Genomic DNA, 25850 nt, shown 5'->3' on the forward strand with positions numbered 1-25850 from the left:
CCGGCATGGGAGGTCGAGCGGGTGGGCGGCTACCTTTGAAGCACCGACAGGAGGTTCTATGTCCTTCTTCAAGAAATCCACCATCGGTTCCATTGGGAGTGCCGTCGTGTCCATAGCCCCTGCCATCGCACCGGGACCCGCAGCCGCCGCGCTGCGCAGGCTCGCCGATCTGGCGATTGACGGTGTGAGCTTCCTGCCCGGTGCCCGCCACGCAGCCGGCAGGACGCTCGAGAACAAGACCGGGGACGTCGAGGCGGCCATCTGGTCCCTGGTGCGCAGCCATACCGCCCTCGCTGGGGCACAGGGCTTCGTCACCAATCTGGGAGGGCTCGTCACGACGGTCATCGCGGTGCCCGCCAATCTCGCCGGCGTTGCCGTGCTACAGACCCGTCTCGTCGCATCCATCGCCCATCTGCGCGGCTACGACCTGGACGATCTGCGGGTGCGCGAGGCGATCTGGATGACCCTGCTCGGCCGGCGTGCAGTGGAGGATCTGGTGGGCAGCGGGAAGCTGCCCAGTACCCCCCAGGGAGTGGCCACCGCACCGGTCTCGGACGCCCATCTCGAACAGCAGATCGCCGAGCAGGTGCTGGCCAGCCTGCTGGCCCGCACCAGTGGGAAGCAGACGGTGGCCATCGTCGGCAAGCGGATCCCGGTGATCGGTGGCGGCGTGGGCCTGGCCACCGACTCGTGGACCACCTTCGCCGTCGCCGACTATGCCCGTCACCAGTTCGTGGCGCGCCGGCCCAGCCAGGCGGCCGGCCAGCCCCACGGCGAATGATCCCCAGCTCGCCCGCACACCGACGAGACGCCGCCCGCCCTCAGCGCGCGGCGGCGTCCACATAGTGGCGCCTCACCCGCGGGGGGATCACACTGGTCACCTCGTAGTTGATGGTGCCGGCCAGACCAGCCAGCTCATCGCACCCGATGAACTCGTCACCGTCGCGTCCCATGACCGTAACCCGATCGCCGCGGTGCACTCCGTGCTCGGCTGACTCACCCAGGTCGAGCATGGTCTGGTCCATGCACACCCGCCCGGCCACCGGGAAGCTCCGGCCGTTGATGAGCATCCGTCCGCGGTTGGAGTTGAGCCGGTTGAAGCCGTCGGCATAGCCCACCGGGACGGTCGCGATCCAGCGGTCGGTGGGCGCGCTCCAGGTACGTCCATAGCCCACTGTGTCACCGGCACCGATCCGCTTGACCATGCTGACTCGCGAGCTCATGGTCATCGCCGGGCGCAGCGCGATGGTGCGCGGGGTGGCGGGATCGGGGTACAGGCCGTAGAGGACGATGCCGGGGCGCACCATGGTGAGCCCACCGAGGTCATGGCTCATGGCCGCAGCCGAGCTGGCGCCGTGCACGAGGGGCACTGGGGCAAGGCCCCGGGCAGCACGGTCTTCCTGGACCGCTGCGACAGTGCTCCTGAACAATGCCAGCTGCTGCTCGGTGAACTCGCGGCCGGCAGGGGTGTCGGAGACCGGAAGATGGGTGAACAGGCCTTCGAGCTCGAGCCCGGCCTCCTCGATCCGGCGGGCGAGCTCCACCGTCTGAAAGGGCTCGCAGCCGATCCGGCGCATGCCGGTGTCGATGGCCAGATGAACCCGAGTGCGTTGCCTGGCGCCGGGGCGGCCTGCGGCGGCGGCGAGTTCGGCCAGCGACTGCGCGTCGACCACCGGCAGCCTCAGGTGCGCATCGAGTGCGGCTGGGAGTTCCTCGGGGAAGGCATGCGAGAGCTTGAGGATCGGCAGCCCGATGCCTGCCTCGCGCAAGGCGATGGCCTCGGGAACGGTGGCGACGCCCAGCCAGTCCACCAGGCCCTCACGGTCGAACAGCCGGGCAATCTCGACGGCACCATGGCCATAGCCATCCGCCTTCACGGCCGCCAGCACCAGGCGATGCCCCACCCTCGTGCGGATCGCCCGGGCGTTGTGCCGGATGGCGTCGAGATCGATCGTGAGATGGGTGGCGTACAACATGGCCTCATCATTCCACCGCGATTTCACCATGCGAGCCCGCGCCATGCCGCCGCCCGGAAGGTCGTCGTCAGGCTCAGCGGCTCACCCACTGCGCCCGCGAGGATCTGTGCGCGATCACCAGATAGCGGTACTGGACGAACAGCCCGAGCAGCGCCAATCCGATCGCCAGCACCCACCAGAAGCCGGTCAGCCCCACCTGGGGATCGCGCACCGAAAGCTCCGCCAGCACCAGGTTCTTGGTGAGCAGACGCACTCCGAACACCGCCAGCTCGGCCCCGGCGAGCGAGGTGGCGAGGACGATGACCATTCCGGGCAGATCGACGACGATGGCGAGCATCACCAGCACCACGGCGACGAGCAAGCCGGTGCCGTGCACCAGCCAGCCGGTGGTGACGCCCAGGCCGGCGAGCAGCAGGGTGGTCATGGCATAGCCGAGCGCGGCGAGCCCCACGGTGACACCCACCCGGTAGAAGGTGAAGGCCAGCGCCCCGAGCACGAGCCCTGCGAGGACGGCCCCGATCCAGCCGCGGATGTCAGCCAGGTAACTCGTGCCGGTCTGGGAGGCCACGAGCGTCGCTCCGAGCACGAAGCCCACGAAGGCACCGAACAGGCTGATCGTCAGTCTCATCGTCGGATAGCCCCGCAGGACCAGGAGGGCGCCGATGACCAGCGCGAGTATCGCGACGACGACATCCTTGGTCATGTCCGCTCCTGCGATGAGTTCATCCTCGGCTCAGGTCCGCCGGGGTGGGCCGGCGAACGGCCACGGTGACCGAGCCACGACCATTATCGCGTCCGCACTCGGTGCGGCCGGCCCGCGGTCACAGTGAGCCGACCGGACGCCGGACGATTCCCGCCGCATCGGCTGCCTCGCCATAGGCATGTGCGAGGCTCGCGACCGTCTCGTGGGCATTGAGCCCGCTTGGATTGGGCAGCACGAACAGTCGGCTGGCACCCGAGCCGTCATACCAGGACAGTGACTCGGGCTGCTCGCCCACTGCAGCATGGGGCCGGCCGAAGCCCTGCCGGTAGGCGGTCACGCCGAGGACCGCAACGACCTTCGGGTGGTGCCCGGATACGAGCCGGGCGAGCGATTCCGCCCCGGCTCGCAGCTGTGCCCGGCTCAGCTCGTCGGCGCGGACGCTGGCCTGGGGCACGAGATTGGTGATGCCCACGCCCGTCCGGTCGAACTCGGCCTGGGCCTGCGGCGTCCATCCGGACGAGACATCGATGGCCCGCGAGATGATGCCCGCCGCCGCCAGGGCCGGATAGAAGCGATTGCCCGGCCGGGCGAAGTGCGCGCCGACTGCCGCGGAGAGCAGGCTGGGATTGATGCCCACCAGCAGCAGCCGCAGCGGATCCGGCAGCACATCGGGCACCATCGCGCCGCGGAAGCTCTCGAGTTCGGCTCGCGTGAAGCGCATCGGCTCAGTGCCGGGCGCCCAGGGTGGCGACCATGACGGCCTTGATGGTGTGCATCCTGTTCTCGGCCTCGTCGAAGATCACCTGGGCGTTGGCCTCGAAGACCTCGTCGGTGATCTCCAGGGCCGTCATTCCGGTGGACTGGTGGATCTCGCGTCCGATGGCGGTGCCCAGGTCATGGAAGGCCGGCAGGCAGTGCAGCACCTTCACCTGCGGATTCCCGGTACGGGCAAGCAGCCTGGCGTTGACCTGGTAGTCCCGCAGCGCCTCGATACGCTCTGCCCAGACCTGCTTGGACTCGCCCATCGACACCCAGACATCGGTGGAGACGAAGTCGGCGCCCTCGACCGCGTCGAGGGAGTCGGTGACGGTGATCTTCGCGCCGGTCTCCGCCGCGATCTGCTGGGCCGTCTGGCGCACCGGCTCGGAGCACTGCAGAGAGGATGGAGCGACGATGCGCACATCCATGCCCGACAGGGCCGATGCCACCAGCGTGGAGTTTCCTTCGTTGAAACGGGCATCGCCGACATAGGCGATCGACAACTCCGACAGTGGGCGCTCGGAGTGCTCGCGCATGGTCAGCTGGTCCGCGAGCATCTGGGTGGGGTGCCACTCGTCGGTCAGCCCGTTCCAGACCGGCACGTGGGCGTAGGCGGCCAGTTCCTCGACGCGGTCCTGGCCGAAGCCGCGATATTCGATGCCGTCGAACATCCGTCCCAATACCCGGGCGGTGTCCTTCACCGACTCCTTGTGACCGAGCTGGGAGCCGGCGGGGTCGAGATAGGTCACGTGCGCGCCCTGGTCGTGGGCGCCCACCTCGAAGGCGCAGCGGGTGCGCGTAGAGGTCTTCTCGAAGATCAGCGCGATATTGCGTCCCAGAAGGCTGGGACGCTCGGTGCCGGCCCGCTTGGCGGCCTTCAGCTCGCTCGCCAGGTCGAGCAGCCCCGCCCACTCCTGCGGCGTGAAATCGGCTTCCTTGAGGAAGCTGCGGCCACCCAGATCAATCGTCATGAAATCCTCCATTGCAGGCAAGAACGCCAGCCTATCGGCAGCGCACCGCAACAACTGGCAGGCTTGGACCATGCTGTGGCGAATAGTGGTCAATGCCCTGGCGGTTGCCGCCGCGAGCTGGCTGTTGCCGGGGATCACCCTGCGCGCCTCCGATCCGGTGGTCCAGCAGGGGTTCACTCTTGTCGTCGTGGCCCTGGTGCTCGGTGCGCTCAACGCGTTCGTCAAGCCGATCCTGACCTTCTTCGGCTCCTGCCTCATCATCATGACCCTGGGCATTTTCCTCTGGGTGATCAATGCCGTCCTGCTCATGGCCACCAGTTCGATCTGCTCGGCGCTCGGCGTGGGCTGGCAGGTCAGGGACTGGAACAGCGCGTTCGGCGGCGCGCTCATCATCTCTGTGGTCGCCATGGTGCTTGGACGCAACTACGGACGATCCCGGTGAGCGGTCGCATCGGCCCCCGGGTGCTGTTCGTCTGCCTGGGAAATATCTGCCGCTCGACGATGGCCCAGCAGGTGGTGGGCACCGAGCTGGAGCGGGCAGGGGTGGCCGCAAGGGTTGATTCGGCGGGGCTCAGCAGGGAGGAAGCGGGCAATCCCCTCGATCCCCGGGCCGCACGCTGCCTGCGCTCCCACGGCTATCCGGTCGGCAGCCACCGGGCCCGGCAGGTGGGCCGCGACGATCTGGATGCCGAACTGATCATCGCGATGGAGGCCGGCCAGCTCGACGAGCTGATCGCCCTGGGCGCCGATCCGGCACGCTGCCATCTGCTCACCGATTTCATCGAGGGCCGCCAGGGCACCGACACGCCCGACCCCTGGTACGGCGGCGCGGCCGAATTCGAGAGCACCTTCGCCACGATCCGTGCCGCCAGTGCACGAATCGTCACTGCTGTGCGCGAAGTTGCCCATAGGTAGGCTGGACCCATGGCTCTCTATCTCGTGGGAGGCGGCCCCTCACAGGCGACGGGGCCGGTCATCGACCGATTCGTGGAGGCTGCGCGCCAGCGTGGCCCGAGGGTTGCGATCGCCATCCTCGGGGCGCAGTCGGAGGCGGGGCGCTATCTCGACATGTATGCCGACCCGATCCTCGCCCGCTGGCCGCAGGCACTCATCGAACCGATCTGGCTCGTGGACGAGGACGAGGGTGCAGTCGACTGGCCGGCGAAGCCCGAGGAACTGGGCGGATTGATCATCGCCGGGGGCTGGACCCCCGGCTATCTGGACGCGCTCACCCCCTATCGCGAGACGATCTCGCGGCTCGTGCGTGGCGGCCTGGCCTATCTCGGGTTCAGCGCGGGTGCGCAGGTGGTCGCCAAGCGCGCCATCGCCAGCGGCTGGCAGTGGCGCGGGCGGGCCGTGGGGCCGGAGGTGGCCGGCGAGGGAAGCACCGAGCTGACCGTGCGCGAGGGCCTGGGCCTGGTCGGCCCCTCGATCGACGTGCACACCAACACCCAGCACCTTCTCGAACGGGCCATCGCCACCGTGCTGGCCGGACATGCCACGTCTGCCGTCGCGATCGACGAGGACACCGCACTCGTCGTCGACACCTCCAGCGGCGATACCGAGGTCGTGGGGGCCGGTGCCGTGCACTGGCTCAATCGCGACGGCAACGAGGTCCGGGTCCGTGTTTCGGTCAGCGGCGGCACGCCGGCGTCCCCCCTCGGCGCCGCTGGGTGACAAGCTATGACTATGCAGATCCTGGTGGTTGACGACGACCAAGCCGTACGCGACTCCCTCGTGCGCTCCCTGCACTACAGCGGCTACGAGGTGGAGACGGCCGACGACGGGCTGGCAGCACTCGCAAAGCTGTCCACGACGCGCCCTGACGCCGTCGTGATGGACGTCATGATGCCACGGCTCGATGGCCTGGAGACCACGAAGATGCTGCGCTCCAACGGCAACGACGTGCCAATCCTCATCCTCACTGCCCGCGACGCGGTCGGCGACCGCGTGGACGGGCTGGACGCCGGGGCCGATGACTATCTGGTCAAGCCATTCAGCCTCGAGGAGCTGCTGGCCCGACTGCGGGCCCTGACCCGCCGTCAGCATCCCGAGCCGGAACAGAGCAATGAACGGCTGGTCTTCGCAGATCTCAGCCTCGACCCGCAGACCCGCGAGGTGATCCGAGGCGAGCGCCACATCAGCCTGACCCGAACCGAATTCGCGCTGCTGCAGACCTTCATGGCGCATCCTCGCCGGGTGCTCGAACGGGGCTGGCTGCTCAATGAAGTCTGGGGATTCGACTTCCCCACCACCGCGAACTCACTCGAGGTCTACATCGGCTATCTGCGCCGCAAGACCGAGCAGAACAACGAACCACGTCTCATTCACACCGTGCGCGGCGTCGGCTATGTGCTGCGCGAATCCGCACCGTGATCGATGTGTGGCGCCGCCTCCTTGCTCTGCGGCCGGCCCACAGCCTTCAGGAGCGCTTGGCCAGCCTCGCCGCTGCCGTCATCGCTCTGGCCGTGCTCGTGGTGGGCGTCACCGCCTACTACGCCACCCGGGCCTCGCTGTACAACGAGGTCGACGACGAGCTGGTGGATGTCGCCGGGTACATGGTTGGTCCCATCGCATCCGACATCTCGGGCATGGGCGGCCTCAACAGTTCGGCGCTGCGGGCTGCGAATGTGAACATCGTGCTGGTCAAAGCCGACCACAGCATTGTGCGCATGCAGGACGCGCCGGTGTCCATCCAGCCCGGGGCCGCCGAGATCGCGGTCGCCCGGCTGGGTTTCGGCAAGTCCACCCGCACCGTCACGCTCGGCCCCGGCAACGAGCCATACCGCCTTGTGGCCGTGCCCTTGGAGAGCGAGGACAATGGTTCCTACGCGCTGGTGCTGGCACGCCCGCTCGGGCCGCTCATGGAGACGCTCGGTCAGCTGCGGGCCATCATGATCGCGCTGGGCGTCACCTTCATCGTCATCGGTGCAGCCGCCGGCCACCGGCTTGGCAGTGCCGTGATGCGCCCGCTGCGGCAGCTCTCCGACGCTGTGGCCCATGTCACCGAGACCGACGACCTGGCGCCGATCGGTTCCACCCGCCCCGACGAGCTGGGTGACCTCTCCCGAAGCTTCGACACGATGATGCACTCACTGGCCTCCAGCAGGCACCGTCAGCAACGCCTCATCGCCGATGCCGGCCACGAGCTGCGCACTCCCCTCACGTCGATGCGCACCAATGTGGAACTGCTCGTGGCCGACGAGAAGACCGGGATGCTCCCCTCGGGCGCCCGGGCGGAGATCCTGGGGGATGTTGCCGACCAGCTGGGCGAGTTCAGCTCACTGGTCGGCGATCTGGTGCAGCTGAGCCGCGACGACGTCGTGACCCCCAGTCTCGAGCCCCTGGACTTCGCCAACGTCGTGAACCAGGCCGTGACGCGGGCCAAGAGACGAGGGAACGGACTCGAGTTCGACGTGGTCACCCAGCCGTACTATGTGGTCGGTGAGCCGGACACCCTGGAGCGGGCGGTGACGAATCTGCTGGACAACGCCGTGAAGTTCAGCCCTGAGCACGGCACTGTGCACGTGCGGCTCGTGGCCGGCACCCTGACCGTCTCCGACGAGGGACCGGGCATCGCCGAAGAAGACCTGCCGCACATCTTCGACCGCTTCTTCCGCTCGAACAAGGCCCGCAACACTCCTGGAACCGGGCTGGGACTGTCGATCGTCGCGCACACCATCCAGGCCCACGGGGGGCAGGTCAGTGCCGGGAACGTGCCGGGCGCAGGGGCGCTGTTCACGGTGACGCTGCCGCCGGCCCCGCCTGGAGCTCTCGACGAGGGCGGGTACAGCTAGCCTGCTGTTCCCGGATCACCTGCGGACACACCAGGCTTCAGCCATGCTCATCCTCGTCACCATCCTGTTCGGCCCAGTCATCGCTGCCCTGGCACAGCCCATCCTCGGGCACCACGGCACGCGCGCCGAGTAGGTGGTGGCGATCTTCAACGCCTGGCTGCCCAGAACCGCCCCGTGTCGATGATCTCCTGCCGCAAGGCCCCGGCCCGGCCGAGGTCGACCTTGGGCACGCGGCTCCCGACAAGATCGCAGCCGGCGTCCTGGACGATCCGGCGAGCAGTCGCGGCATCGTTCGCGGCTCCCAGCAGGTCCTGGAACTCCTTGAACGCCTCGACGGTCGCTGTGGCGCTCTGCGCCTGCGCGGGGTACAGGTCCGCGCTCACCTCACAGGCGTAGCGCAGCTTCTTGGCCCGAATGCGCACCCGGTGCAGGTCGTGCGGGTTCAGCTTCGTCATCTCCGAGGATGACACCAGCCACCGGTCGCACCACCGGTCGAGGCGGCGGCTCGCGAACGATGTGGCCGCCGCATCCGAGCGCCCCCTGCCCGGGTGATAGCGCGCCGAGGTCCGCACTAGGTCCAGGGGGCGGCGCCAAGCCCTGGTGGCCAGCTGCTCACCGATCTCCTCGGACAGTGCATCGCGGCGGCGCTCGAGCACCTCCCGCAGCGTGTCCGCCTCGTCGTCGCGCACCGGTGCAAGGCCGTCGCGCAGGTGCTCGAGAAAGACGTCGATGTCGCGCAGCTGCCCCAGATCGAGCGCCTGCTCACGGATCTCGGCCCGGGCCAGCGCCACCTTCTCGCCGAGCAGGGGATCGAAGAAGGAGAGCACTGCGCGCAGCCTGCGCAGCGAGACCCTCAAGTCGTGTACCGGTTCGACGCCTGGCCGGTCCAGACATTCGGCACTGCGCTGGTTGACGGTGTCAAGGAGCTCCGCGACGGTGCGCGCCGCGAACTGCCCGGCGCTGCGTGGCGCACAGCGGTCTGGTTTCGCGTCGGCCATGTGTCCAGTGAAGCGCACCGGTGGCCCGTCCGTCAGCAGCCGCCACGCGCTATGAGGGTCGATTGCGCAGCGCCCCGGCGACTGCTGCCGACAGCACACTCACAATGGCCAGCAGGGCCAGCGCCGGGAGACCCTCACCTCGGCCACCGCGGCGCTTGCCACGGCGGGCACGCGTCTGCTCGGGCACGAATCTGAACGCCATCGCAGCACCTTTCTCGCCATCCGTCGTCGACCTCGCACAGGCTAGCGCGCTGAACCGCGCAGTGCCTGGACGGGCTGTCATAGTTCGAGGATCCCTCGATCGCGGTGCCAACCCACTGCCCGACGGTCTGGTGGCCCGCGCGGCCCGCCAGATCACGGCTGCCTCGCGATGCCATCGCTGTGTGGCGGGAAGGATCCGGCGATGGGCGCCAGGGCGGGCGGCCCCCTGGGCGCGAGTACCGGCGACGAGCCGGTCGCTGCTGGCGCGCCCGAGGGGTCGTCAAGGGTGCTTCGAGCCAAGCAATGCCCCCATCCAGTACAGTCTGGCTCATGGACGACGGCAGGTCAGGGGCGCCAGCAGGCGCATCGTCACAACCTGACAACCCCACGTCCGAACTCTCGACCTTCTCATTCCGGATCATTGCCCTTGCCGGCGAGGCCCACAGCCTGGCAGTGCAGTCGATCCGGGCGTCACAGCACAGTGATTTCGCCGAGGCGGGCACCCTGCTGGAACGCGCCGAAGCACGTCTCACAGACTGTCATGAGGTACAGACCGAGGCGCTCACCGCCCATGCACGCGGTGAGCAGCTTCCCGTTGACATCCTGCTGATCCATGCCCAAGATCATCTGTCGATGGCGAGCACGATGATCGAGGACGCCCAGGTTTTCCTCGACATCTACCGCCGTTTGGCGACCAGCCCAGCCAATCCCATCCCTCTGGAGGAATGACCATGCTCAAGATCAAACTGTTTTGCGCCGCCGGAATCTCGACCGCGATGGTGGTGCGCAGCCTGCGGGAGGCAGCCGAGAAGCGCGGCGCCGATGTGCAGATCGAGTCCGGCCCGGTGAGCGCCCTCGACCACGAAGACAAGGGCGACATCGATGTGGCCCTCCTCGGCCCGCAGATCGCCTATGAGCTCGACCACGCTCGGGAGGTTCTCGAACCCAAGGGCATCAAGGTGGCTGCCATCCCGATGACTGACTACGGTTTGGTGCGTGGCGATGCCATCCTCGAACTGGCACTCGGCCTCACCCAGTCCGCATGAGCTGTTCCTGATCGGTGTCGTGCGCCGGGTCGGCTCACACGAGAGTTCACCCGGTGCACACGGCCCGTTTGCCCCTACCTTCCTTTCTCGTGATCTTCACCGTGCACTGTGTGCGATGTACCCGATCAGATGGGATGACGAGGATGATCATCGAACAGCGACGCTATGAACTGCAGCCTGGCGAGGCTGCCGGTTTCGAGCGGGCCTGGTCAGCCGCCCGCGAAACCCTCAACAACTCGGGGCACTGCGAGCAGTACGGCGTGCTGCGCAACCTCGACTCCGCCAATTCCTACGATGTGCAGATCCAGTGGGATTCACTGTCCGGGCTGGTCGCCGGATTCGCCTGCGGCCCCCACTATGCGCGCTTCCAGGAACTGGTGGGGCCCTATGACAACCGCATCGTCTCCCAGGTGCGTTCCGCACCCGTCATCGCCAACAGGCGCCGCGGCTGGGACGAGGAACTGATCGGCGCCTGAGATCCGGCAGCTGGCTCAGCGCCGGGCGAACTCTACGGCCGCGTCGGGGACTCCGTTGAGGCGCAAGCCCAGGCAGCCCATTGTGTCGGCAACGGTCTGCACAGGACCCGAGAAGAGGTAGGCGTTCTCGGCAAGCTGGCAGCACAACCGCCCGAGTTGCCGGGCCTCAATGGCGAATGTCACCTCGGTTCGAGCCAACAGCAGCTCGCAGACCTCGGAGTAAATGCCCTCGAGCACGGCGTGCTCCTCGACAAACTCCGGATAGTTGCCGCTCCAGACTTCGGGCAGGGCATAGAGTGCGCCCACCTGCCGCCCCGCACTCCTCAAAATGCGCGTGTCCTCGGCGATCAACCGATACAGAACGACGGCCGCGTCCTGCCCACCGCGGAGGGCGACGCGCCAGGACTTGGCCATCTCAAGGCTTGGGCGAACTGTTTCGGCGAGCAACGTTCGCAAGATATCGTCCTTGCCGGAAAAGTAGTAGTAGAGCGTTGCCTGGCGCATACCGGCTATCTCGGCGATGGCCCTCGTCGAGGTGCCGCCGAATCCCTGGCGGACGAACAGACTGGCGGCAGCTCGGAGGATGTCCTCTTTTGGGTCCGCTGTTGCGTCCTCGCGAGGGACGGCGCGGGGACGTCCTACCGGATTACTGGAGTGTTGTGGCATCTAGGCCAGGTTATCTGCCTCACCCCGCCAGCTCATACTGTGGCATCGCCTCCCACCCAGGTACGCCAGCCCCCAGACCCGCTGATGTCCACGCCAAGGGCCGTAGCGGGTGCCGTACAGAGAAAGCCGATGGCCGAATCGCCGCCGGCCAGCTGGATCGCACCGAGCGTCATTGGCGCCGGCAAACCTGTGAGGAAGCCGCCCAAGGCGCCAATGGGCAACTGCCACAGCTCCCCTTCGACACTGACCCCTTGTCCAGGATCCGCCGCAACAAGACCTGGACGAGCAGGTTCACCGGCGAGAAGACGCAGGCGATAAGCCGGGGCGGTGTGGATCGGCCCCAAGAAATCGGCTCCAGCCGCAACGAGCTCGTGATTGAGCGGCTGCCCGAGGCGATGGAGGCCAAAGACCACGAGACGGACCGGCTGGCGGTCGCGGAACCGAGCGAGCTCGGCCAGCTTCCGGTCCTCGAGAGCTCGCCCCGTGAGCATGACACCGAAGGGAAGCCCCGCCACGGTTCCGGCCGGGAAAGCCAAGGCACACATGCCCATGAGGTTCGCGAAGTTGGTAAAGCGTCCGAGTCGGGCGTTCTGGGCCACAGGCTCGTTCTCCACCTGCTCAATCGTAGGATGTCCGACGGTGGTGGGCGTAAGCAGGGCGTCGAATGGCTCGAGCAGGGCAAGCGCTTGCCGGGTAAGGTCAGCCAGTCGCGACTGATCGTCGAACAGTTGTGACGCGCGGTGTTGCTTCCCTGCGAGAATGATGCCCGAGACCGTCGAGTCGAGACCTCGGCCGATGTCCTGCTGGTGCTCCTCGATGAAGGTGCCCACAGCCGAATACCGCTCGGCCACGAAGGAGCTCCCGTAGAGCATCTCGGCAGCCTCGAGCATTGGGCTGATGTCCACTCGTTCGATCTGTGCGCCGCTGGCGCGATACCCGGCGACAACCCCTTCGAAGGCCTCTTCCCATCCCGCCGCGAGTTCTCCAAGAGCGCGTCTGGTCGGCACGGCCAGTCGGGGACGAGCCGCCAACGCCGACTCCGGTCGACCATCTGCGGCAGAGTCGTCCGCCGCGTCGAGACCTTGGGCCACTTCGACGGCACGCCGCGCCGCACTCAGCTCGCGAGCGAAGACCGTCACGCAATCGATGCTGCGACAGGCTGGCACCACGCCGTCCACTGGGATGAGTCCTGGCGTCGGCTTGATGCCGACGATGCCATTGAGAGCTGCGGGAACCCGACCGGAACCAGCGGTGTCGGTGCCTAGGGCCAGATCGGCGATTCCGAGCGCGACCGCAACTGCCGAGCCCGAACTCGATCCCCCCGAGATCCGATCGGTGTCCCAGGCATTGCGGACCGGACCATAGGGGGAGCGCGTACCCACCAGACCTGTGGCGAACTGATCGAGGTTGGTCTTGCCGAGGATGATCGCGCCCTGAGCGCGCAGCCTGGCCACCACCATTGCATCCTCCTGGGGCAGGTACGCAAAGCCCGGGCAACCGGCTGTCGTGGGCATCCCCTTCACATCGATGTTGTCCTTGACGGCAACCACGCTCCCGGCGAGGGGCAGGCAAACCCCCGCGCTACACAGCTCGTCCACCCGATCGGCCTGGGCAAGCAATTCATCGCGCTCCGCCAAGTGAATCCAGATTTCGGGACGATCGACCTCACGCATCCGGGAGAACGAGGCCTCCACTCGCGCCCTGGCGCTGCCACTCATGCGGCCTCCTGGATAGTCATGAGGACCTGGCCAGCCGAGACTTGTGTACCGGGTTCAACGAGCACCCGATCCACCCTCCCCGCGCAGGGCGCTGGCAGTGCGCTCTCCATCTTCATGGCCTCCAGCGAGAGAAGGTCATCTCCGCCGTCCACAAGCTGGCCCGGGCGCACGTCGATCTTCCACACATTGGCCATGAACGGCGCCCGCACCGCGGTCTGTCCCTCGGGTACGGTCTCGTCAATGACAGCTGCAACAGGCTCGAGGTCGACCCGCCTGTCGAACTCGCCGTCGGCCCGCCACCTGTCTTCCTCAGCGCGGAAGGCTCTCTGCTGGGTGGCTCGGAAGGCATCGATCGAGCCGGCGTTCTCGGCGAGAAAGGCCTGGTACTGCTTCATGGAGAAGGTCCCCTCCTCGACCTGGAAGGTGGCTCGGCCGGCTTCTGTTTGGGCTCGCAGATCAAGCAGTTCCGTCGCCGACACCGGGTACCACCGAATGCGATCAAAGAAACGCAATGCCCAAGGATGTTCCTCGAACATCCCGCTGTGGCGATATCTGTTCCACACCTGCGTCGTGCGACCAATGAACTGGTACCCCCCGGGTCCCTCCATCCCGTAGATGCACAGATAGGCGCCACCGATGCCCACCGCGTTCTCTGGTGTCCAGGTCCTCGCGGGGTTGTATTTCGTAGTCACGAGCCGGTGACGTGGATCCAGCGGTGTGGCCACCGGCGCTCCCAGGTACACATCGCCCAGGCCGAGCACGAGATATGTGGCATCGAAGACGATTCGATGGACGTCATCGACGCTGTCGAGGCCATTGATCCGCCGGATGAATTCGATGTTCCAGGGGCACCAGGGTGCATCGTCACGAACACCGCTCATATAGCGACTGATTGCTGTCCGAGTCGCCGGGTCATCCCACGACAAGGGAAGATGCACGGTTCTGGAGGAGACGCTGAGTTCGTCGCTGGCCGGTATTGTGCCCTCGAGAATTCGGAGCTCTCGGGCCATGTCAGAGGCATGAAATCGCGACGAGTCGGTGTGGATCTGAAGTGAGCGGATGCCTGGTGTCACGTCGATCACGCCTGGCAGGTCTGCCTCGGCTACCCGCTCCATGAGCGCATGAACACGCATCCGCAGTGCAATGTCGAGGACCTGGGGACCATATTCCACGAGCACGTTGTCATCGCCATCGCGCCGGTAGGTGACCTCAGGTCGGCCCCCTTCGGCGGGAATCCGGCCGAGTACTCCATCATCGTCGTCTCGGTCACCGGCTGGCACCGTACGGTCAGCAGGATCGAGCCTGGCAGCACGGTGCTCTGCAACACGCACGAAGCGGACAGTGTCGTCGGGACGAAGCTGCCCCAGCTTCCACAGATCACTGCTCGCGACCACTGCCGGGCAGACGAATCCGCCCAGACTCGGACCATCCGGACCAAGGATGATGGGCGTGTCGCCCGTGAAATCGAGTGCCCCCACCGCATAGGGCGTGTCATGGATATTGGAAGGATGCAGCCCGGCGTCCCCCCCGTCGGGACGCCCCCAACTGGGCCTTGGGCCGATCAGGCGAATCCCAGTTCGGTCGGAGTTGAAGTGCACCGTGTAATCCGACGCATACAACGTATCGATGTCGCTGCGTGTGAAGAACTCCGGCGCAGCGTGCGGGCCCTCAGTGACCGCGAGTTCCCAGTGGTGGCCGATGGCGGGGCGCGCCGCAGGTTCGATCGGCCCGGGAATAGTCCCCATGAGCGAACCCTCTGCGAAGGCCGGATGTGGTTCGGCTGAGTCGGGCGACCCCGGGCGCAGCACATCACAGGCGCGCAGGACTCGTCCGGCATGACCACCGAAACGACCCAGGACGAATGTCGATGCACTGCCGAGATAGCGGGGCACGTCAATGCCACCCCGGACAGCCAGATAGCTGCGAAGACCGGCATCCGTCGGCGAGCCGATGGACAGCGTTGTTCCCGCGGGAATCTGAAGGGGACGCCACATGGCGAGCTGTTGTTCTCCGGCACTGACCGGCACCTCGGCGCCTGTGACACACACGACAGCAGCCTCACGGAAATACAGCGTCGGACCTTCCACTGTGCACTCCAGAGCCGGGGCGCCCTCCGGATTCCCGACCGCACGGTTCGCCAGCCGGAATGAGACCTCGTCCATCGGGCCGCTCGGCGGAACACCCACCTGCCACAGCCCCAAGCGTCCGGGCCAGTCCTGGACTGTAGTGAAGGTACCCGCTGAAATCACCTCAATGCGAGGCTGTGGATCATGGGTGCTCGTCAGCGATGACGTCGAGTGAGTGACCTCCCGGAACTGCGCCGAGGCTATCAGCGCCCTCACCATCGCCAGATTGGTTACCACACCATCCACGCGCGATGCGGCAGCCGCTTCGCCGAACAGATCAATGGCGTCTTCACGCGTCGGGCCCCAGGCAATGAGCTTGGCGATCATCGGATCGTAGTGAGGGCTGACCTCACTGCCGGTCTCAACTCCGCTCTCCACCCTCACACCGGTAATGGTCGGTGACCCCTGTCCTGGGAACTGTACGTAGGTGAGCCGACCGGGGCTGGGGGCCCCATTCCGATCTGGGTCCTCCGCATAGATTCGGGCCTCCACGGCATGACCCTGGGGCTCGTGTTCCACTCCAAAGACGTTCTCCTCCAAGTCTGTCAACGACTCAGTCGAGCCAATGGCGAGCCTCAGCATGGCCCCCACCACATCGACTCCGTAGACTTCCTCAGTGACAGGATGCTCGACCTGCAGACGGGTATTCACCTCGAGGAAGAAGGCACGCTGAGCTACCGGGTCATAGACAAACTCAACGGTTCCCGCAGACCGGTAGTCCACGGAAACGGCCAAGGATCGGGCCGCTCGGTGGATCTCACGCCGCACGTCATCGGGGATCCCCGGCGCCGGGCACTCTTCGATCACCTTCTGATGGCGGCGCTGGTAGGAGCAGTCGCGGTCACCAAGCACCGCCACCCGACCCCGTCCATCGCCGAAGATCTGCACCTCAATGTGCCGGGCCGCCTCGACGTACTTTTCCAGGTACACGCCCCCTGTCCCAAAGCTGTGCGCTGCCTGTTCGAGCACGGCATGGTATGTCTCGGCGACCTGGGAGAGGTCGCGGCAGATACGCATTCCGATTCCACCGCCACCATTGGTCGCTTTCACGATGACCGGGAGCCCTGTTCGAGTGGCCTCGCGGACCGCATCCTCGGCCGAGTGCAACAGGCCGGAACCCGGTAACAAGGCGACCCCGGCCGCTCGCGCGAGCTGGCGTGCGGAGTGCTTGTCCCCGAAGCCACGGATCTGGGCGGGGCCGGGCCCCACGAAAACCAGACCGGCCCGCTCGACCTGCTCGGCGAACTCTGCGTTCTCGGAGAGGAAGCCATAGCCGGGGTGGACAAGAGTGGCACCGGTCTGGGCAGCCGCAGCCAGAATGGCCTCGTGATTGAGATAGGACTGCGCCGCTGAAGCTGGACCGATCCGCACCGCCTCATCGGCCTCACGGACGAATTGGGCGCCGCAATCCGCATCCGAGTAGACCGCAACGGTGTCGACACCGAGTGCACGTGCGGCGCGGATAATGCGACGGCTGATCTCGCCGCGGTTGGCAATGAGAACCTTCTGCATCATCTATTCCTCAACGCCTGGGACCTGGACGCGTAACGATCATACGCAAGGGAGTGCAGTTGAAGTCATTGCACGGATTGTTCATCTGAGGGCAATTGGAGATCAGTACCAGAGCCCGCAGATCGGCGCGCAATGCGACCCTTTTACCTGGTGCCGAGATCCCGTCGACGATCCCCAGCACGCCGTCTTGATCAACTGGCACGTTCATAAACCAGTTGAGATTGGATACGAGATCACGGGCATCCATCCCGTACTTTCGCGCCTCATTGAGGAAGTTCTCCCGGCAGCCGTGCTGGTACATCGTGTGATGTCCGTAGCGAAGTGTGTTCGACTCCTTGCCGCATGCACCGCCGAGAGTGTCTTGACGGTCGATCTCATTGCCGATGACAGTCATCATCGCGCGCCCTCGGTTCGAACGCAGCACGGTGCCCGTATCGACGTAGGCATTGTGCTGCCAGGTCAGCGTGTCGGGAACGCTGTAGCGTTCGGCGGTGTCATCGCCGTTGAAAACCAAACAGTCTGCTGACTGGTTACCTCCAACATCGACGATGGTGAGAACGTCTCCTGGCTCGACGACACCAGACCATGGATCACGCGGTGCGACGATTTCGTCGAGCAGAATCTGTCCAGGGACCAGCGGTGCACCAAAGTCGAGAGGCGAGTCCGGCATGTAGACCGGGCGTTCTGGAACTGTTGTCGTGATACTCATGCGATCCCCTGTGCAGCGAGATAGTCGAGGGTATTGAGATAGGCCCGATGGGCTTCAGGTGCAGCCGTGAACTGGGAATCAGCCGGGCCGGTCGGGTGGCCGCGCCATGCGTCGACGCGCAGCGGCCCGACAATGTAATCGCTGCGAGGGTCGAGAGGATGCGGAACATTGGCGACGAGGACGATCAATGGCATCTCGGCCACGATCTCCACGTGGCACCCAGGCCCGGCGCCGCCGGTGAACTGCAGGTCACCATCGCTGGCGACGCGGACACCCTTGAAGAAAGAGATGCTCGGCGGCAGGTCGCGGACGCCCAGCCCGTGCTTGGCAGCCCCAAGCTCGAAGAGCGCTGCCCCCGCCGGCGCGGCACCGTGCGAAGCGCTGGCCGCATACTTGCTCTCGTTCCACGCTCTGGTCGAGGTACCGCACAGCGCATCGTGATGCCCTGAGCTGTCATTGCACACTGTCGCCAGCACTCTGCCCTCACCCGACAGGAGAGGGTGGCCGTCGACGAGGTATGCCTGCCACGGGATTTTCACGGTGTCAGCCACATTGAGACGTTCTATGGGCTCTATCGCATTGTAGATCAAGACATGGGCACACGCGTCGCCTTTGGCGTCGGTGAACCTAATGCGCGTGCCCCTCGCCACCCGCTTATGTGTATAGCCTCCGGGCGCGACGGTCTCCGCCCACACCATGAGATCCGGCTCGACCCCTTCAGGTATCTCCGGCGCCTTATGGGCGGGTAGATAGGGCATATACTCCGAGCTTTCTGATTCCCGAGCACGCGCATCCTGGCGCGCGTCCAGGAGTGTCCCTGTCTTGTGCTGATCGGCTATTGCGACCATGACTGTGCTTCTTCCTCTTCGGATGGCGAGCGGCCGGTCAGCCCAGCCGCGCTTCGGTTAAACTCCGGGCCCGAAGGCCTAGATATCCCTTCGACCTATTCCTCTGATGAATCGCCATTCCCACGAGCAAGGTGAGGGCGACGAACAGAACTGCGCTCCACCGCAGCCACCAGGTGTTCCCAGTCAGGTCGTAGATGGCAGTACGCGGCCACATCAGGTTGATGATCATGAAGATCTGGTAGCCGACAGCCGCCGCATTGACCCCCAAGCCCCATCGCCCCAAGGTGAAGACAGGAACGCCAGTTTCGTCGAGCTGGTCAGGGAACCCGATGTGCCTGCGGCGCAGCCGACAGATGAGCAGGGGACCGGTCACGCCGAGATAGGCCATGTACAACATCGCGATACACAGACTGGACAGTGCCGTGAAGATAGCGCTCTGGTTGAAGTTCACCAAGAGCACCAGTGCCGCTCCCACGCCCACCGAGATCGCCGCGGGTATTGGCGTACCTGTGCGCGGAGAGACTCTGGCGAAGAACTGGTGAAAGGGCAGCATGCCTTCACGAGACATCGAGAAGACCATCCGCGAGCAGGATGTTTGGCAAGCCAATGTGCAGGCGAAAACAGCCACCGCAACCGCACAGAGCAGAATGCGCCCGCCCAGTCCACCAAAGGAACTGGTGAGGACCCACGCCAGCCCGTACTTGGACAGGTTCCCGTCGGTAAGGCTCGGTGCAGCCATGAGTGCCGCCATGATGAGTAGGGCCCCGCCGATGCCGGACAAGCACAGTGCCCGCAGGATTGTGCGCGGGGTGGTCCGCCGGGGTGCAGTCGTTTCCTCCGAAAGCTCTCCGGCGGAGTCAAAGCCGACCATGACATAGGCCGCCATGAGTGAGGAGGCAAGGAAGGCCGAGATGTAGCTGGCGGAATCGCCGGTATATCCCTGGCGGGTCATGATGACACCGACGCCACGCTCACGGTGAGTGAACAGGGCGACAACAATGGCGACGACGCCGATGAGCTCGATCGTCACACCAAGACTGGTGAGCGAAGCCATCAGCCGCACTCCGATGACGTTGACGAGTGTCGTTATGACGAGCAGACCGATGCCGAGCAGGACGGCGTTCTTGGCTCCGGTGTCAGAGGTGACAGAAGGGTCTGCAGCCTCTCCGCCGACGATCTGGAAGCCTGACCAGATCGAGGGAAGGACTGCCTGCAGAGCGATCGCCGCAACGGCCACCGTGATGACTTGCCCTATCACCATCACCCATCCCGTGAACCAACCGGCAACTGGACCTGCGAGCCTGCTGGACCACTGAAAGATCGCGCCGCTGATGGGGAATCTGGCTGACATGACCGCGAAATTGAGCGCCACCAGGAGCTGGCCACCGAAGACGATCGGCCAGGTCCAGAAGAAGGCGGCGCCGCCGAACGAGAAGCCCAGCGCGAAGAGCTGGAAGACGGTCGTGAGTATGGAGACGAAGGAGAAGCCGGCCGCGAATGATGCGAAGGAGCCCACCTTGCGGTGCAGCTCTTGGTCATAACCCAGGTCCATGAGTTCCCGAGCCTCGTGCCCCCCGGACGACTCCTGGGGGATCTGCTCTGTTGTAGCAGTCATTCCGATTGCCTTTCACCTTGTCCTCGCGCCGACACCGACAGTTGAGAGTCAACCCGCGATGCCTTTCAATCGAATGACAGAAATGTTCCAGTCATGTGAAACCAGATCCGGCAAGCGCAGCACATCTTCCACGAGAGGATGACTCTGGCTGCCGGGAGCACCTCGCTACCCTGGATGGGTGACGTCCTTGCACCGAGTGCCCGGAAACCGGCCGGACATGTCCTGGGCGATCGACGGCGGCAGCCAGGAACGCGTGGTCCGCGCACGGCTGCTGGCCCAGTTGACGCCCTTGGGAGTCGTGGGCAGCTATACCAACGCCGCCGGCGAGATCATCGATGTGCCCACGGCCACCCTGGCGCTGGCTGCCAAGAACTTCGATCCGAGCGCTGCGGCGGCCGAGCCGCTGGTGTGCACTCCCGGGCACTTCCACCCCCGGATCTTCGGCACACTGCAGTGCGAGGACGGCCATGAAGTCCTCGTGAACGGCACGGTGGATCAGCCTGGCTACCACGTCCTGCACGATGAAGAAGGCGTGCGCCACCTCGTCATCTGCACACCGCCCAATCTGCGCACCCCCAAACGCGGCTGGGGCTGGCAGGTGCAGCTCTATGCCGCCCGCACCAGCCAGTCCTGGGGGATCGGCGACTTCCGCGATCTCGCGACACTGTGCCGACTGGCCAGCGACCAGGGTGCCGACTGCGTGCAGGTGTCCCCCGTCCATGCGGTGGCGCCAGTGAGCAATCCCCAGGACTCGCCCTATTCTCCGGCCAGCCGGCATTTCCTCAACCTCTTGCACGTCGCCCCCGGGGAGGCGCCCGGCGCCGAACGCGTCGACCTGTGCGAGCTGTCTGCTCGGGGCCGACAGCTCAATGACCAGCGGCTCATCCATCGCGGCCAGGTGTGGCAGCTCAAGAAGCAGGCCCTCGAGAAGATCTGGTGGGCCAACCGGCACGAATCCAATGCTGAGCTGCGCAGCTACTGCGCTCGCCGGGGCAACTCCCTTCGGACCTTCGCGGTCTGGTGCTCGATCGCCGAGGCGATGGACACCGCCGACTGGCGCAGCTGGCCGGCCGAGTTGCACCGTCCCGACAGCCCGGCGGTGCAGCGCTTCACCCGCGAGCACATCGACAGGGTGCTCTTCTACACCTGGTGCCAGTGGGTCGCGGAGCAGCAATACGCCCGGGCCTGTTCATCCGGAGTAGAGGTCATCGCCGATCTCGCGGTGGGCTTCGACTTCGACTCGGAGGAGGCATGGGCCTACCAGGACAGCTTGTCCTTCGATTTCGAGATCGGCTGCCCGCCCGACATCCACAATCCGGAAGGCCAGCATTGGGGCCTGCCGCCCTTCCAGCCCCAGCGCCTGGCCAGCAGCGATTTCGCACCGTTCATCGCGATGGTCCGCCAGGCATTGCGGCATGCCACCGCGCTGCGGGTGGATCACGCGATGCAGATGTGGCGGCTGTTCTGGGTTCCGGTGCACGGTGAGCCCGCCCAGGGCACCTATGTCAACTATCCGGTGGACGCTCTGCTGGCGATCCTGCGCCTGGAGGCCAGCCGCGCCAATGCCTGGATAGTCGGGGAGGACATGGGGACGGTGCCCAGCGGAGTCCGGCGCAGCATGCGCGACATCGGGATGCTCGCGAACCGCTCGGCCTCGCGGGTGAGCCCGGCCGAGTTCCCCGTGCTGTGCGTGGGCACCTCCGCCACCCACGACCAGGCAACGCTGGCCGGCCTGCTCACCGGTTTCGACAGCGAACAGTTGCGCCGGGTCGGCAAGGAGGCCGACTGGGGTGAGGTGGAGCATTCCCGCCGGGTGCTCGACGACTTGTCGGGCATCGATCCACACAAGCCACCCCACGAACTGACGAGCGACGAGTTGGGCCGCGCCGTGCTGAGACGCCATCAACGCCTCGCCGACTCCCCGAGTCTCGTCGTGCTCGCCTCGCTCGACGATGCCGCCCTGGTACGGGCCCGCCCGAACATCCCGGGCACGGTCGGTGACTATCCCAACTGGTGCATCGCGCTACCCGAACCGGTGGACGAGATCATGGCCGGCTCGCTGGCAGGCGAGTTCGCCGCGACGCTCAACGCGCGCCGCTGACCGCGCCCCAAGCCTGGGGCAGGGCCAGGGGCCATGGCCGATCCGGATTCAGCCGGCCAAGGGCTCTGCTGGGCTGAGAATCACCCGCACCCTGGCGAGCACGCCACGGATGATCCGTGAAACCTGCATCTGGGAGACACCCAGCCGCTCACCGATCTCCCGCTGGCTGCACTCCTCCTGGAAACGCCACTCCAGCACCTGACGTTCCCGTGGCGACAGCTGGGCCAGGGCCAGGCGCAGGTCGTGGTGTTCCACGAGCCGTTCGGCAAGGTCCTCGTCGCACGACAGAGTGCTTGCCATGCTCGGCCCCTCGTCGTCGGCCGAATTCGCATCGAGCGACACCGGCCGGAAACTCGCCGACGCGGTGAGGCACTCCGCGACGCGGGACTGGTCGACGCTCAGCCGCTCCGCGAGCTCGCGGGCACTCACCTGCGAGCCCGAATGCTGCTCGACCTGCTCGCGCGTGCTCACCACGCGCGCCCGCAGTTCCTGGATCTGGCGCGGAGGACGGACCACCCAGCAGTGGTCGCGGAAGTGGCGTTTGAGCTCACCGGTGATCGTCGGGACGGCGAAGGCGCCGAAGGGAATGCCCTCGGACGGCCGGAACCGCCGGATGGCCAGCAGCAGCGCAGTGCGGGCCACCTGGATGAGGTCCTCCCGCTCGACGCCGCGGCCGAAATAGCGCGAGGCCAGCGCATCGGCCAGGGGCAGATTGACGGTGACGAGTTCAGCGATGACGGGCTCGCGGCTACTCTCGTCACTTTCCCTCAGCCGAGCGAAAAGTCGCGCGGTGAGTTCTTCTCGATGGGACACAGCAGTGGACGGTGCAACACCACGTGACATTGTCGCTCCTGTGCGAAAAAGCCAAGGTTCGGCACGTGGTTTGAACCGCCTTGACTCTGCCAGACTGCCATTGAAAGGCCTCCACCACAAGGGGTGCGTTAACACTGCCCGCGCAGCTGCGGACAAAGCGCTCCGCACTTCTTGCGCAGTTGCGCCTGGTACGCCGCTTATGCGGAGAGCCTGGGGGGGGCGGGTGTTTCGCTCCTGGCGAGCAGGGCTATTGGTCTCCATATTGATGCACCCATGACATCGGTGCAGCCGAACCGCATCCAGACCCGCATCCGCACACCGAGCTCCAGAAACTCCGACGGCAGAAGTCCACGGGCCCAGTCGAGGCCGGACTCGACAGGGCCCGTGACAGGAAGGAAGAAATGCGCGCACTCACCTGGCAGGGCACGGCCGAGGTCAGGGTCATCGAGACTCCAGACCCGGTCATCGAACGCCCCGACGACATCATCGTGAAGGTCACCTCCACCGCGATCTGTGGCTCCGACCTCCACCTCTATGCCCCGCTGACCCCCTTCATGACCCCCGGGGACGTGCTGGGCCACGAGTTCATGGGCACCGTCGAACAGATCGGTCCCGAGGTCAGCGCCGTTGCTCCCGGCGACAGGGTGGTCGTGCCCTTCACCATCTCCTGCGGACACTGCTTCATGTGCACGCACGGCCTGCAGTCCCAGTGCGAGACGACACAGGTCCGCGAATTCGGCACCGGCGCCGCGCTCTTCGGCTACACGAAGCTCTACGGTCGAGTGCCCGGGGGCCAAGCGGAATATGTGCGAGTGCCGTACGCCAACTACGGGCCGATCAAGGTCCCTCAGGACGGGCCGGACGAGCGATGGCTTTACCTCTCCGACATCCTGCCCACCGCCTGGCAAGGCGTGAAGTACGCGGAGCTCGAGGCCGGCGAGACGCTGGCCGTCGTCGGGCTCGGCCCGGTGGGCCAACTCGTCGCCCGCAGTGCCCGACTTCTGGGGGCCGGCCGCGTCCTCGGCATCGACCGTGTCCCTGCACGTCTCGAAAAGGCCCGCCGAGCAGGCGTGGAGACCCTCGACGCCTCACAGCTGGACGACGTGCCAGGGGCGGTCCGCGAGCTGACCTCCGGGCGCGGCGCGGACCGCGTGGTGGAGGCGGTGGGCATGGAGGCGCACGGCTCGCCCCTGGCGCAGGCTCTGACCACGGCGGCGACCGCCCTGCCGCGCCGACTCGGCGAAACCCTGAGCAGCGCCGCCAGCATCGACCGGCTGGCGGCGCTGCGCACCGCACTGGAGTGCGTCCGCCGCGGCGGGACCGTCTCGGTGATCGGTGTCTACGGCGGAGCGACCGACCCGTTCAACATGAGGCAGCTGTTCGACAGGCAGATCTCCATCAGGATGGGTCAGGCCAATGTGCGTCGCTGGTCCGACGAGCTGCTGGGGCGGCTGAGCCACGAGGACGCCTTCGGCGTGGAGCAGCTGGCCACCCACCACCTGAGCCTCGATGAGGCCCCGCACGGCTATGAGCTGTTCCGAACCAAGCAGGACGGCTGTCTCAAGGTCGTGCTGAAACCCTGAACGGTGGTTGCGCCCGCCGCTGGGTAGTGCTTCACCATGAATCAGCACGAGGACAGGCAGCAGGGCTTCCCGGCCCAGCAACAGCAACCACCGGGGCTGACCGACCAGATGCGTCCCCGCCCAGATCATGGAGAAGAGTCCTACCGAGGCAGCGGCAAGCTCACCGGGCGCCGGGCGCTGATCACCGGGGGCGATTCCGGAATCGGCCGGGCAGTGGCCATCGCCTTCGCCAGGGAGGGCGCCGACGTGGCAATCGGCTGCCTGCCGGCCGAGCAGGAGGATGCCGAACAGACCGCGAGCTGGGTGCGCCGCGCCGGGCGCGAGGCGGTGATCCTGCCTGGCGATCTCGTCGACGCCGAGACCTGCACGCGCCTGGTCGAGGACACGGTGAGCGCGCTGGGCGGGCTGGACATTGTCGTGAACAACGCCGGCTTTCATCTCACAAGAGACGGCGCCGGCACCCTTGAGGGGCTGGACCCCGAGGTGGTGGACCGGGTACTGCGCACCAACATCTGGGCAACCCTATGGGTCATCCGGGCTGCGCTGCCCCATCTCGAGCGGGGCTCGGTCATCATCAACACGAGTTCGATCCAGGCATACCAGCCGGCGGGCGTGCTGCTCGACTATGCCGCGACGAAGGCTGCCATCAACTCGATCACCGTCAATCTCGCCGAGCACCTCGGGCCACGGGGCATCCGGGTGAACGCCGTGGCACCGGGGCCGATCTGGACGCCGCTGCAACCGGCCACCCGCGGCCCCGAGGAGATCGCCGAGTTCGGTTCCGGCACCCCGCTGGGCCGGGCTGGTCAGCCCGCCGAGGTGGCACCCGCCTTCGTCTTCCTGGCCTCGCAGTCCACGGCCAGCTACGTCTCGGGCTCCATTGTTGGGGTGACCGGGGGGAAAGGCACGCTGTGAACCGTCTGTCACGCTCGGCCGAGGACCGGACTGCTCAGCTTGCGGTGTTGCCCACGTAGCGCACCGGCGCCTCGAGGAAAGCGGTGCGGCACTCGGGGCTGCACAGCCGGTAGGACTGGGCGTCGTGCTCCGCGGTGATGTCGGCGCCCTCGGGGATCTCGCGCCCGCACACCGGGCATCGGCCCTCGACAGTGTCGACGAGCGCGTTGTCCACCGTCTCGCTCATGGTGCCTGCCTTTCGATCACCGAGCCGCTCCCCTGCCCGGTGGGCGGGCTGCGGACTCGCATCGGTTGGCTACTGGTTACCCCGGCACGCC

General features: G+C 66.3%; 26 protein-coding genes. 12 read left to right on the top strand and 14 right to left on the bottom strand.

Annotated features, from left to right (window positions below):
- Positions 1-58: 58 nt before the first annotated feature.
- On the top strand, positions 59-781 hold the full coding sequence (locus BMX93_RS07305; protein WP_091969602.1) for an EcsC family protein: 723 nt from the start codon (positions 59-61) through the stop codon (positions 779-781).
- Between the two features lie 40 nt (positions 782-821).
- On the opposite strand, the gene alr is transcribed toward BMX93_RS07305, so the two are convergent.
- The 4 genes from alr to argF all read right to left on the bottom strand — a co-directional run bounded on the left by alr (position 822) and on the right by argF (position 4409).
- Entirely contained in the window at positions 822-1976 is a 1155-nt protein-coding gene (alr, locus tag BMX93_RS07310) for an alanine racemase (protein ID WP_091969719.1), read from the bottom strand.
- Positions 1977-2049: 73 nt separating this feature from the next.
- Positions 2050-2679, bottom strand: a complete 630-nt coding sequence (locus BMX93_RS07315; RefSeq protein WP_091969604.1) for a TM7S3/TM198-like domain-containing protein — start codon at positions 2677-2679, stop codon at positions 2050-2052.
- Between the two features lie 118 nt (positions 2680-2797).
- On the bottom strand, positions 2798-3400 hold the full coding sequence (locus BMX93_RS07320) for a mismatch-specific DNA-glycosylase (protein ID WP_091969605.1): 603 nt from the start codon (positions 3398-3400) through the stop codon (positions 2798-2800).
- 4 nt (positions 3401-3404) lie between these two features.
- Entirely contained in the window at positions 3405-4409 is a 1005-nt protein-coding gene (gene argF / locus BMX93_RS07325; RefSeq protein WP_091969607.1) for an ornithine carbamoyltransferase, read from the bottom strand.
- Between argF and BMX93_RS07330 the strand changes: the two genes are divergently transcribed.
- The 5 genes from BMX93_RS07330 to BMX93_RS07350 are packed head-to-tail and all read left to right on the top strand — an operon-like array spanning position 4408 to position 8206.
- Complete coding sequence (locus BMX93_RS07330) at positions 4408-4851, top strand: phage holin family protein (RefSeq protein WP_245725783.1); 444 nt, start codon at positions 4408-4410, stop codon at positions 4849-4851. The genes argF and BMX93_RS07330 overlap by 2 nt on opposite strands.
- Complete coding sequence (locus BMX93_RS07335) at positions 4848-5324, top strand: low molecular weight protein-tyrosine-phosphatase (RefSeq protein ID WP_218139261.1); 477 nt, start codon at positions 4848-4850, stop codon at positions 5322-5324. The genes BMX93_RS07330 and BMX93_RS07335 overlap by 4 nt, the downstream gene beginning before the upstream one ends.
- A 9-nt stretch (positions 5325-5333) precedes the next feature.
- A complete protein-coding gene (locus BMX93_RS07340) occupies positions 5334-6086 on the top strand; it encodes a type 1 glutamine amidotransferase family protein (protein ID WP_091969609.1) in 753 nt (250 codons plus the stop codon).
- 12 nt (positions 6087-6098) lie between these two features.
- Complete coding sequence (locus tag BMX93_RS07345; RefSeq protein ID WP_281245653.1) at positions 6099-6785, top strand: response regulator transcription factor; 687 nt, start codon at positions 6099-6101, stop codon at positions 6783-6785.
- Positions 6786-6841: 56 nt separating this feature from the next.
- Positions 6842-8206 (top strand): sensor histidine kinase, encoded by a 1365-nt coding sequence (locus BMX93_RS07350; protein WP_245725784.1) that lies wholly within the window; start codon positions 6842-6844, stop codon positions 8204-8206.
- A gap of 146 nt (positions 8207-8352) precedes the next feature.
- Here the strand turns inward: BMX93_RS07350 and BMX93_RS07355 are convergent, their stop codons facing one another.
- Together BMX93_RS07355 and BMX93_RS12905 are read right to left on the bottom strand one after the other, a co-directional pair.
- The gene (locus BMX93_RS07355; protein WP_091969613.1) at positions 8353-9204 is read right to left on the bottom strand and encodes a CHAD domain-containing protein; all 852 of its coding nucleotides are present in this window, start codon (positions 9202-9204) and stop codon (positions 8353-8355) included.
- 49 nt (positions 9205-9253) lie between these two features.
- Positions 9254-9406, bottom strand: coding sequence for a hypothetical protein (locus BMX93_RS12905; RefSeq protein ID WP_177170115.1), 153 nt, complete (start codon positions 9404-9406; stop codon positions 9254-9256).
- 329 nt (positions 9407-9735) lie between these two features.
- On the opposite strand from BMX93_RS12905, the gene BMX93_RS07360 reads away from it, so the two are divergent.
- The 3 genes from BMX93_RS07360 (at position 9736) to BMX93_RS07370 (ending at position 10927) form a co-directional block, all read left to right on the top strand.
- Complete coding sequence (locus BMX93_RS07360; protein WP_177170116.1) at positions 9736-10134, top strand: PTS lactose/cellobiose transporter subunit IIA; 399 nt, start codon at positions 9736-9738, stop codon at positions 10132-10134.
- Positions 10135-10136: 2 nt separating this feature from the next.
- Positions 10137-10451: a PTS sugar transporter subunit IIB gene (locus tag BMX93_RS07365; protein ID WP_091969617.1), complete on the top strand. Its 315-nt coding sequence runs from the start codon at positions 10137-10139 to the stop codon at positions 10449-10451.
- Positions 10452-10594: 143 nt separating this feature from the next.
- Entirely contained in the window at positions 10595-10927 is a 333-nt protein-coding gene (locus BMX93_RS07370; protein WP_091969619.1) for an antibiotic biosynthesis monooxygenase, read from the top strand.
- 15 nt (positions 10928-10942) lie between these two features.
- On the opposite strand, the gene BMX93_RS07375 is transcribed toward BMX93_RS07370, so the two are convergent.
- The 6 genes from BMX93_RS07375 to BMX93_RS07400 are packed head-to-tail and all read right to left on the bottom strand — an operon-like array spanning position 10943 to position 20121.
- Positions 10943-11593 (bottom strand): TetR/AcrR family transcriptional regulator, encoded by a 651-nt coding sequence (locus BMX93_RS07375; RefSeq protein WP_091969621.1) that lies wholly within the window; start codon positions 11591-11593, stop codon positions 10943-10945.
- Positions 11594-11625: 32 nt separating this feature from the next.
- The gene (gene atzF, locus BMX93_RS07380; RefSeq protein WP_091969623.1) at positions 11626-13311 is read right to left on the bottom strand and encodes an allophanate hydrolase; all 1686 of its coding nucleotides are present in this window, start codon (positions 13309-13311) and stop codon (positions 11626-11628) included.
- Positions 13308-16952, bottom strand: coding sequence for an urea carboxylase (uca, locus tag BMX93_RS07385; protein WP_177170117.1), 3645 nt, complete (start codon positions 16950-16952; stop codon positions 13308-13310). Before uca ends, atzF begins: the two co-directional genes overlap by 4 nt.
- 7 nt (positions 16953-16959) lie before the next feature.
- Positions 16960-17658 (bottom strand): urea amidolyase associated protein UAAP2, encoded by a 699-nt coding sequence (locus BMX93_RS07390; protein WP_091969625.1) that lies wholly within the window; start codon positions 17656-17658, stop codon positions 16960-16962.
- Complete coding sequence (locus BMX93_RS07395) at positions 17655-18506, bottom strand: urea amidolyase associated protein UAAP1 (protein ID WP_091969627.1); 852 nt, start codon at positions 18504-18506, stop codon at positions 17655-17657. The genes BMX93_RS07390 and BMX93_RS07395 overlap by 4 nt, the downstream gene beginning before the upstream one ends.
- A 37-nt stretch (positions 18507-18543) precedes the next feature.
- Complete coding sequence (locus BMX93_RS07400) at positions 18544-20121, bottom strand: APC family permease (RefSeq protein ID WP_091969629.1); 1578 nt, start codon at positions 20119-20121, stop codon at positions 18544-18546.
- Positions 20122-20299: 178 nt separating this feature from the next.
- On the opposite strand from BMX93_RS07400, the gene malQ reads away from it, so the two are divergent.
- Entirely contained in the window at positions 20300-22222 is a 1923-nt protein-coding gene (gene malQ / locus BMX93_RS07405) for a 4-alpha-glucanotransferase (protein ID WP_245725785.1), read from the top strand.
- A gap of 48 nt (positions 22223-22270) precedes the next feature.
- Here malQ and BMX93_RS07410 read toward each other — a convergent pair whose 3' ends face one another.
- Positions 22271-23065, bottom strand: a complete 795-nt coding sequence (locus BMX93_RS07410; RefSeq protein WP_177170118.1) for a sigma-70 family RNA polymerase sigma factor — start codon at positions 23063-23065, stop codon at positions 22271-22273.
- Between the two features lie 371 nt (positions 23066-23436).
- Between BMX93_RS07410 and BMX93_RS07415 the strand changes: the two genes are divergently transcribed.
- The gene (locus BMX93_RS07415; RefSeq protein WP_091969635.1) at positions 23437-24618 is read left to right on the top strand and encodes a zinc-dependent alcohol dehydrogenase; all 1182 of its coding nucleotides are present in this window, start codon (positions 23437-23439) and stop codon (positions 24616-24618) included.
- A gap of 36 nt (positions 24619-24654) precedes the next feature.
- On the top strand, positions 24655-25533 hold the full coding sequence (locus BMX93_RS07420; RefSeq protein ID WP_091969637.1) for an SDR family oxidoreductase: 879 nt from the start codon (positions 24655-24657) through the stop codon (positions 25531-25533).
- Between the two features lie 34 nt (positions 25534-25567).
- Here the strand turns inward: BMX93_RS07420 and BMX93_RS07425 are convergent, their stop codons facing one another.
- The gene (locus BMX93_RS07425; RefSeq protein ID WP_091969639.1) at positions 25568-25759 is read right to left on the bottom strand and encodes a YHS domain-containing protein; all 192 of its coding nucleotides are present in this window, start codon (positions 25757-25759) and stop codon (positions 25568-25570) included.
- Positions 25760-25850 lie beyond the last annotated feature (91 nt).

The sequence above is a fragment of the Propionibacterium cyclohexanicum genome (assembly GCF_900111365.1).
In the GTDB taxonomy this organism is placed as follows: domain Bacteria; phylum Actinomycetota; class Actinomycetes; order Propionibacteriales; family Propionibacteriaceae; genus Propionibacterium; species Propionibacterium cyclohexanicum.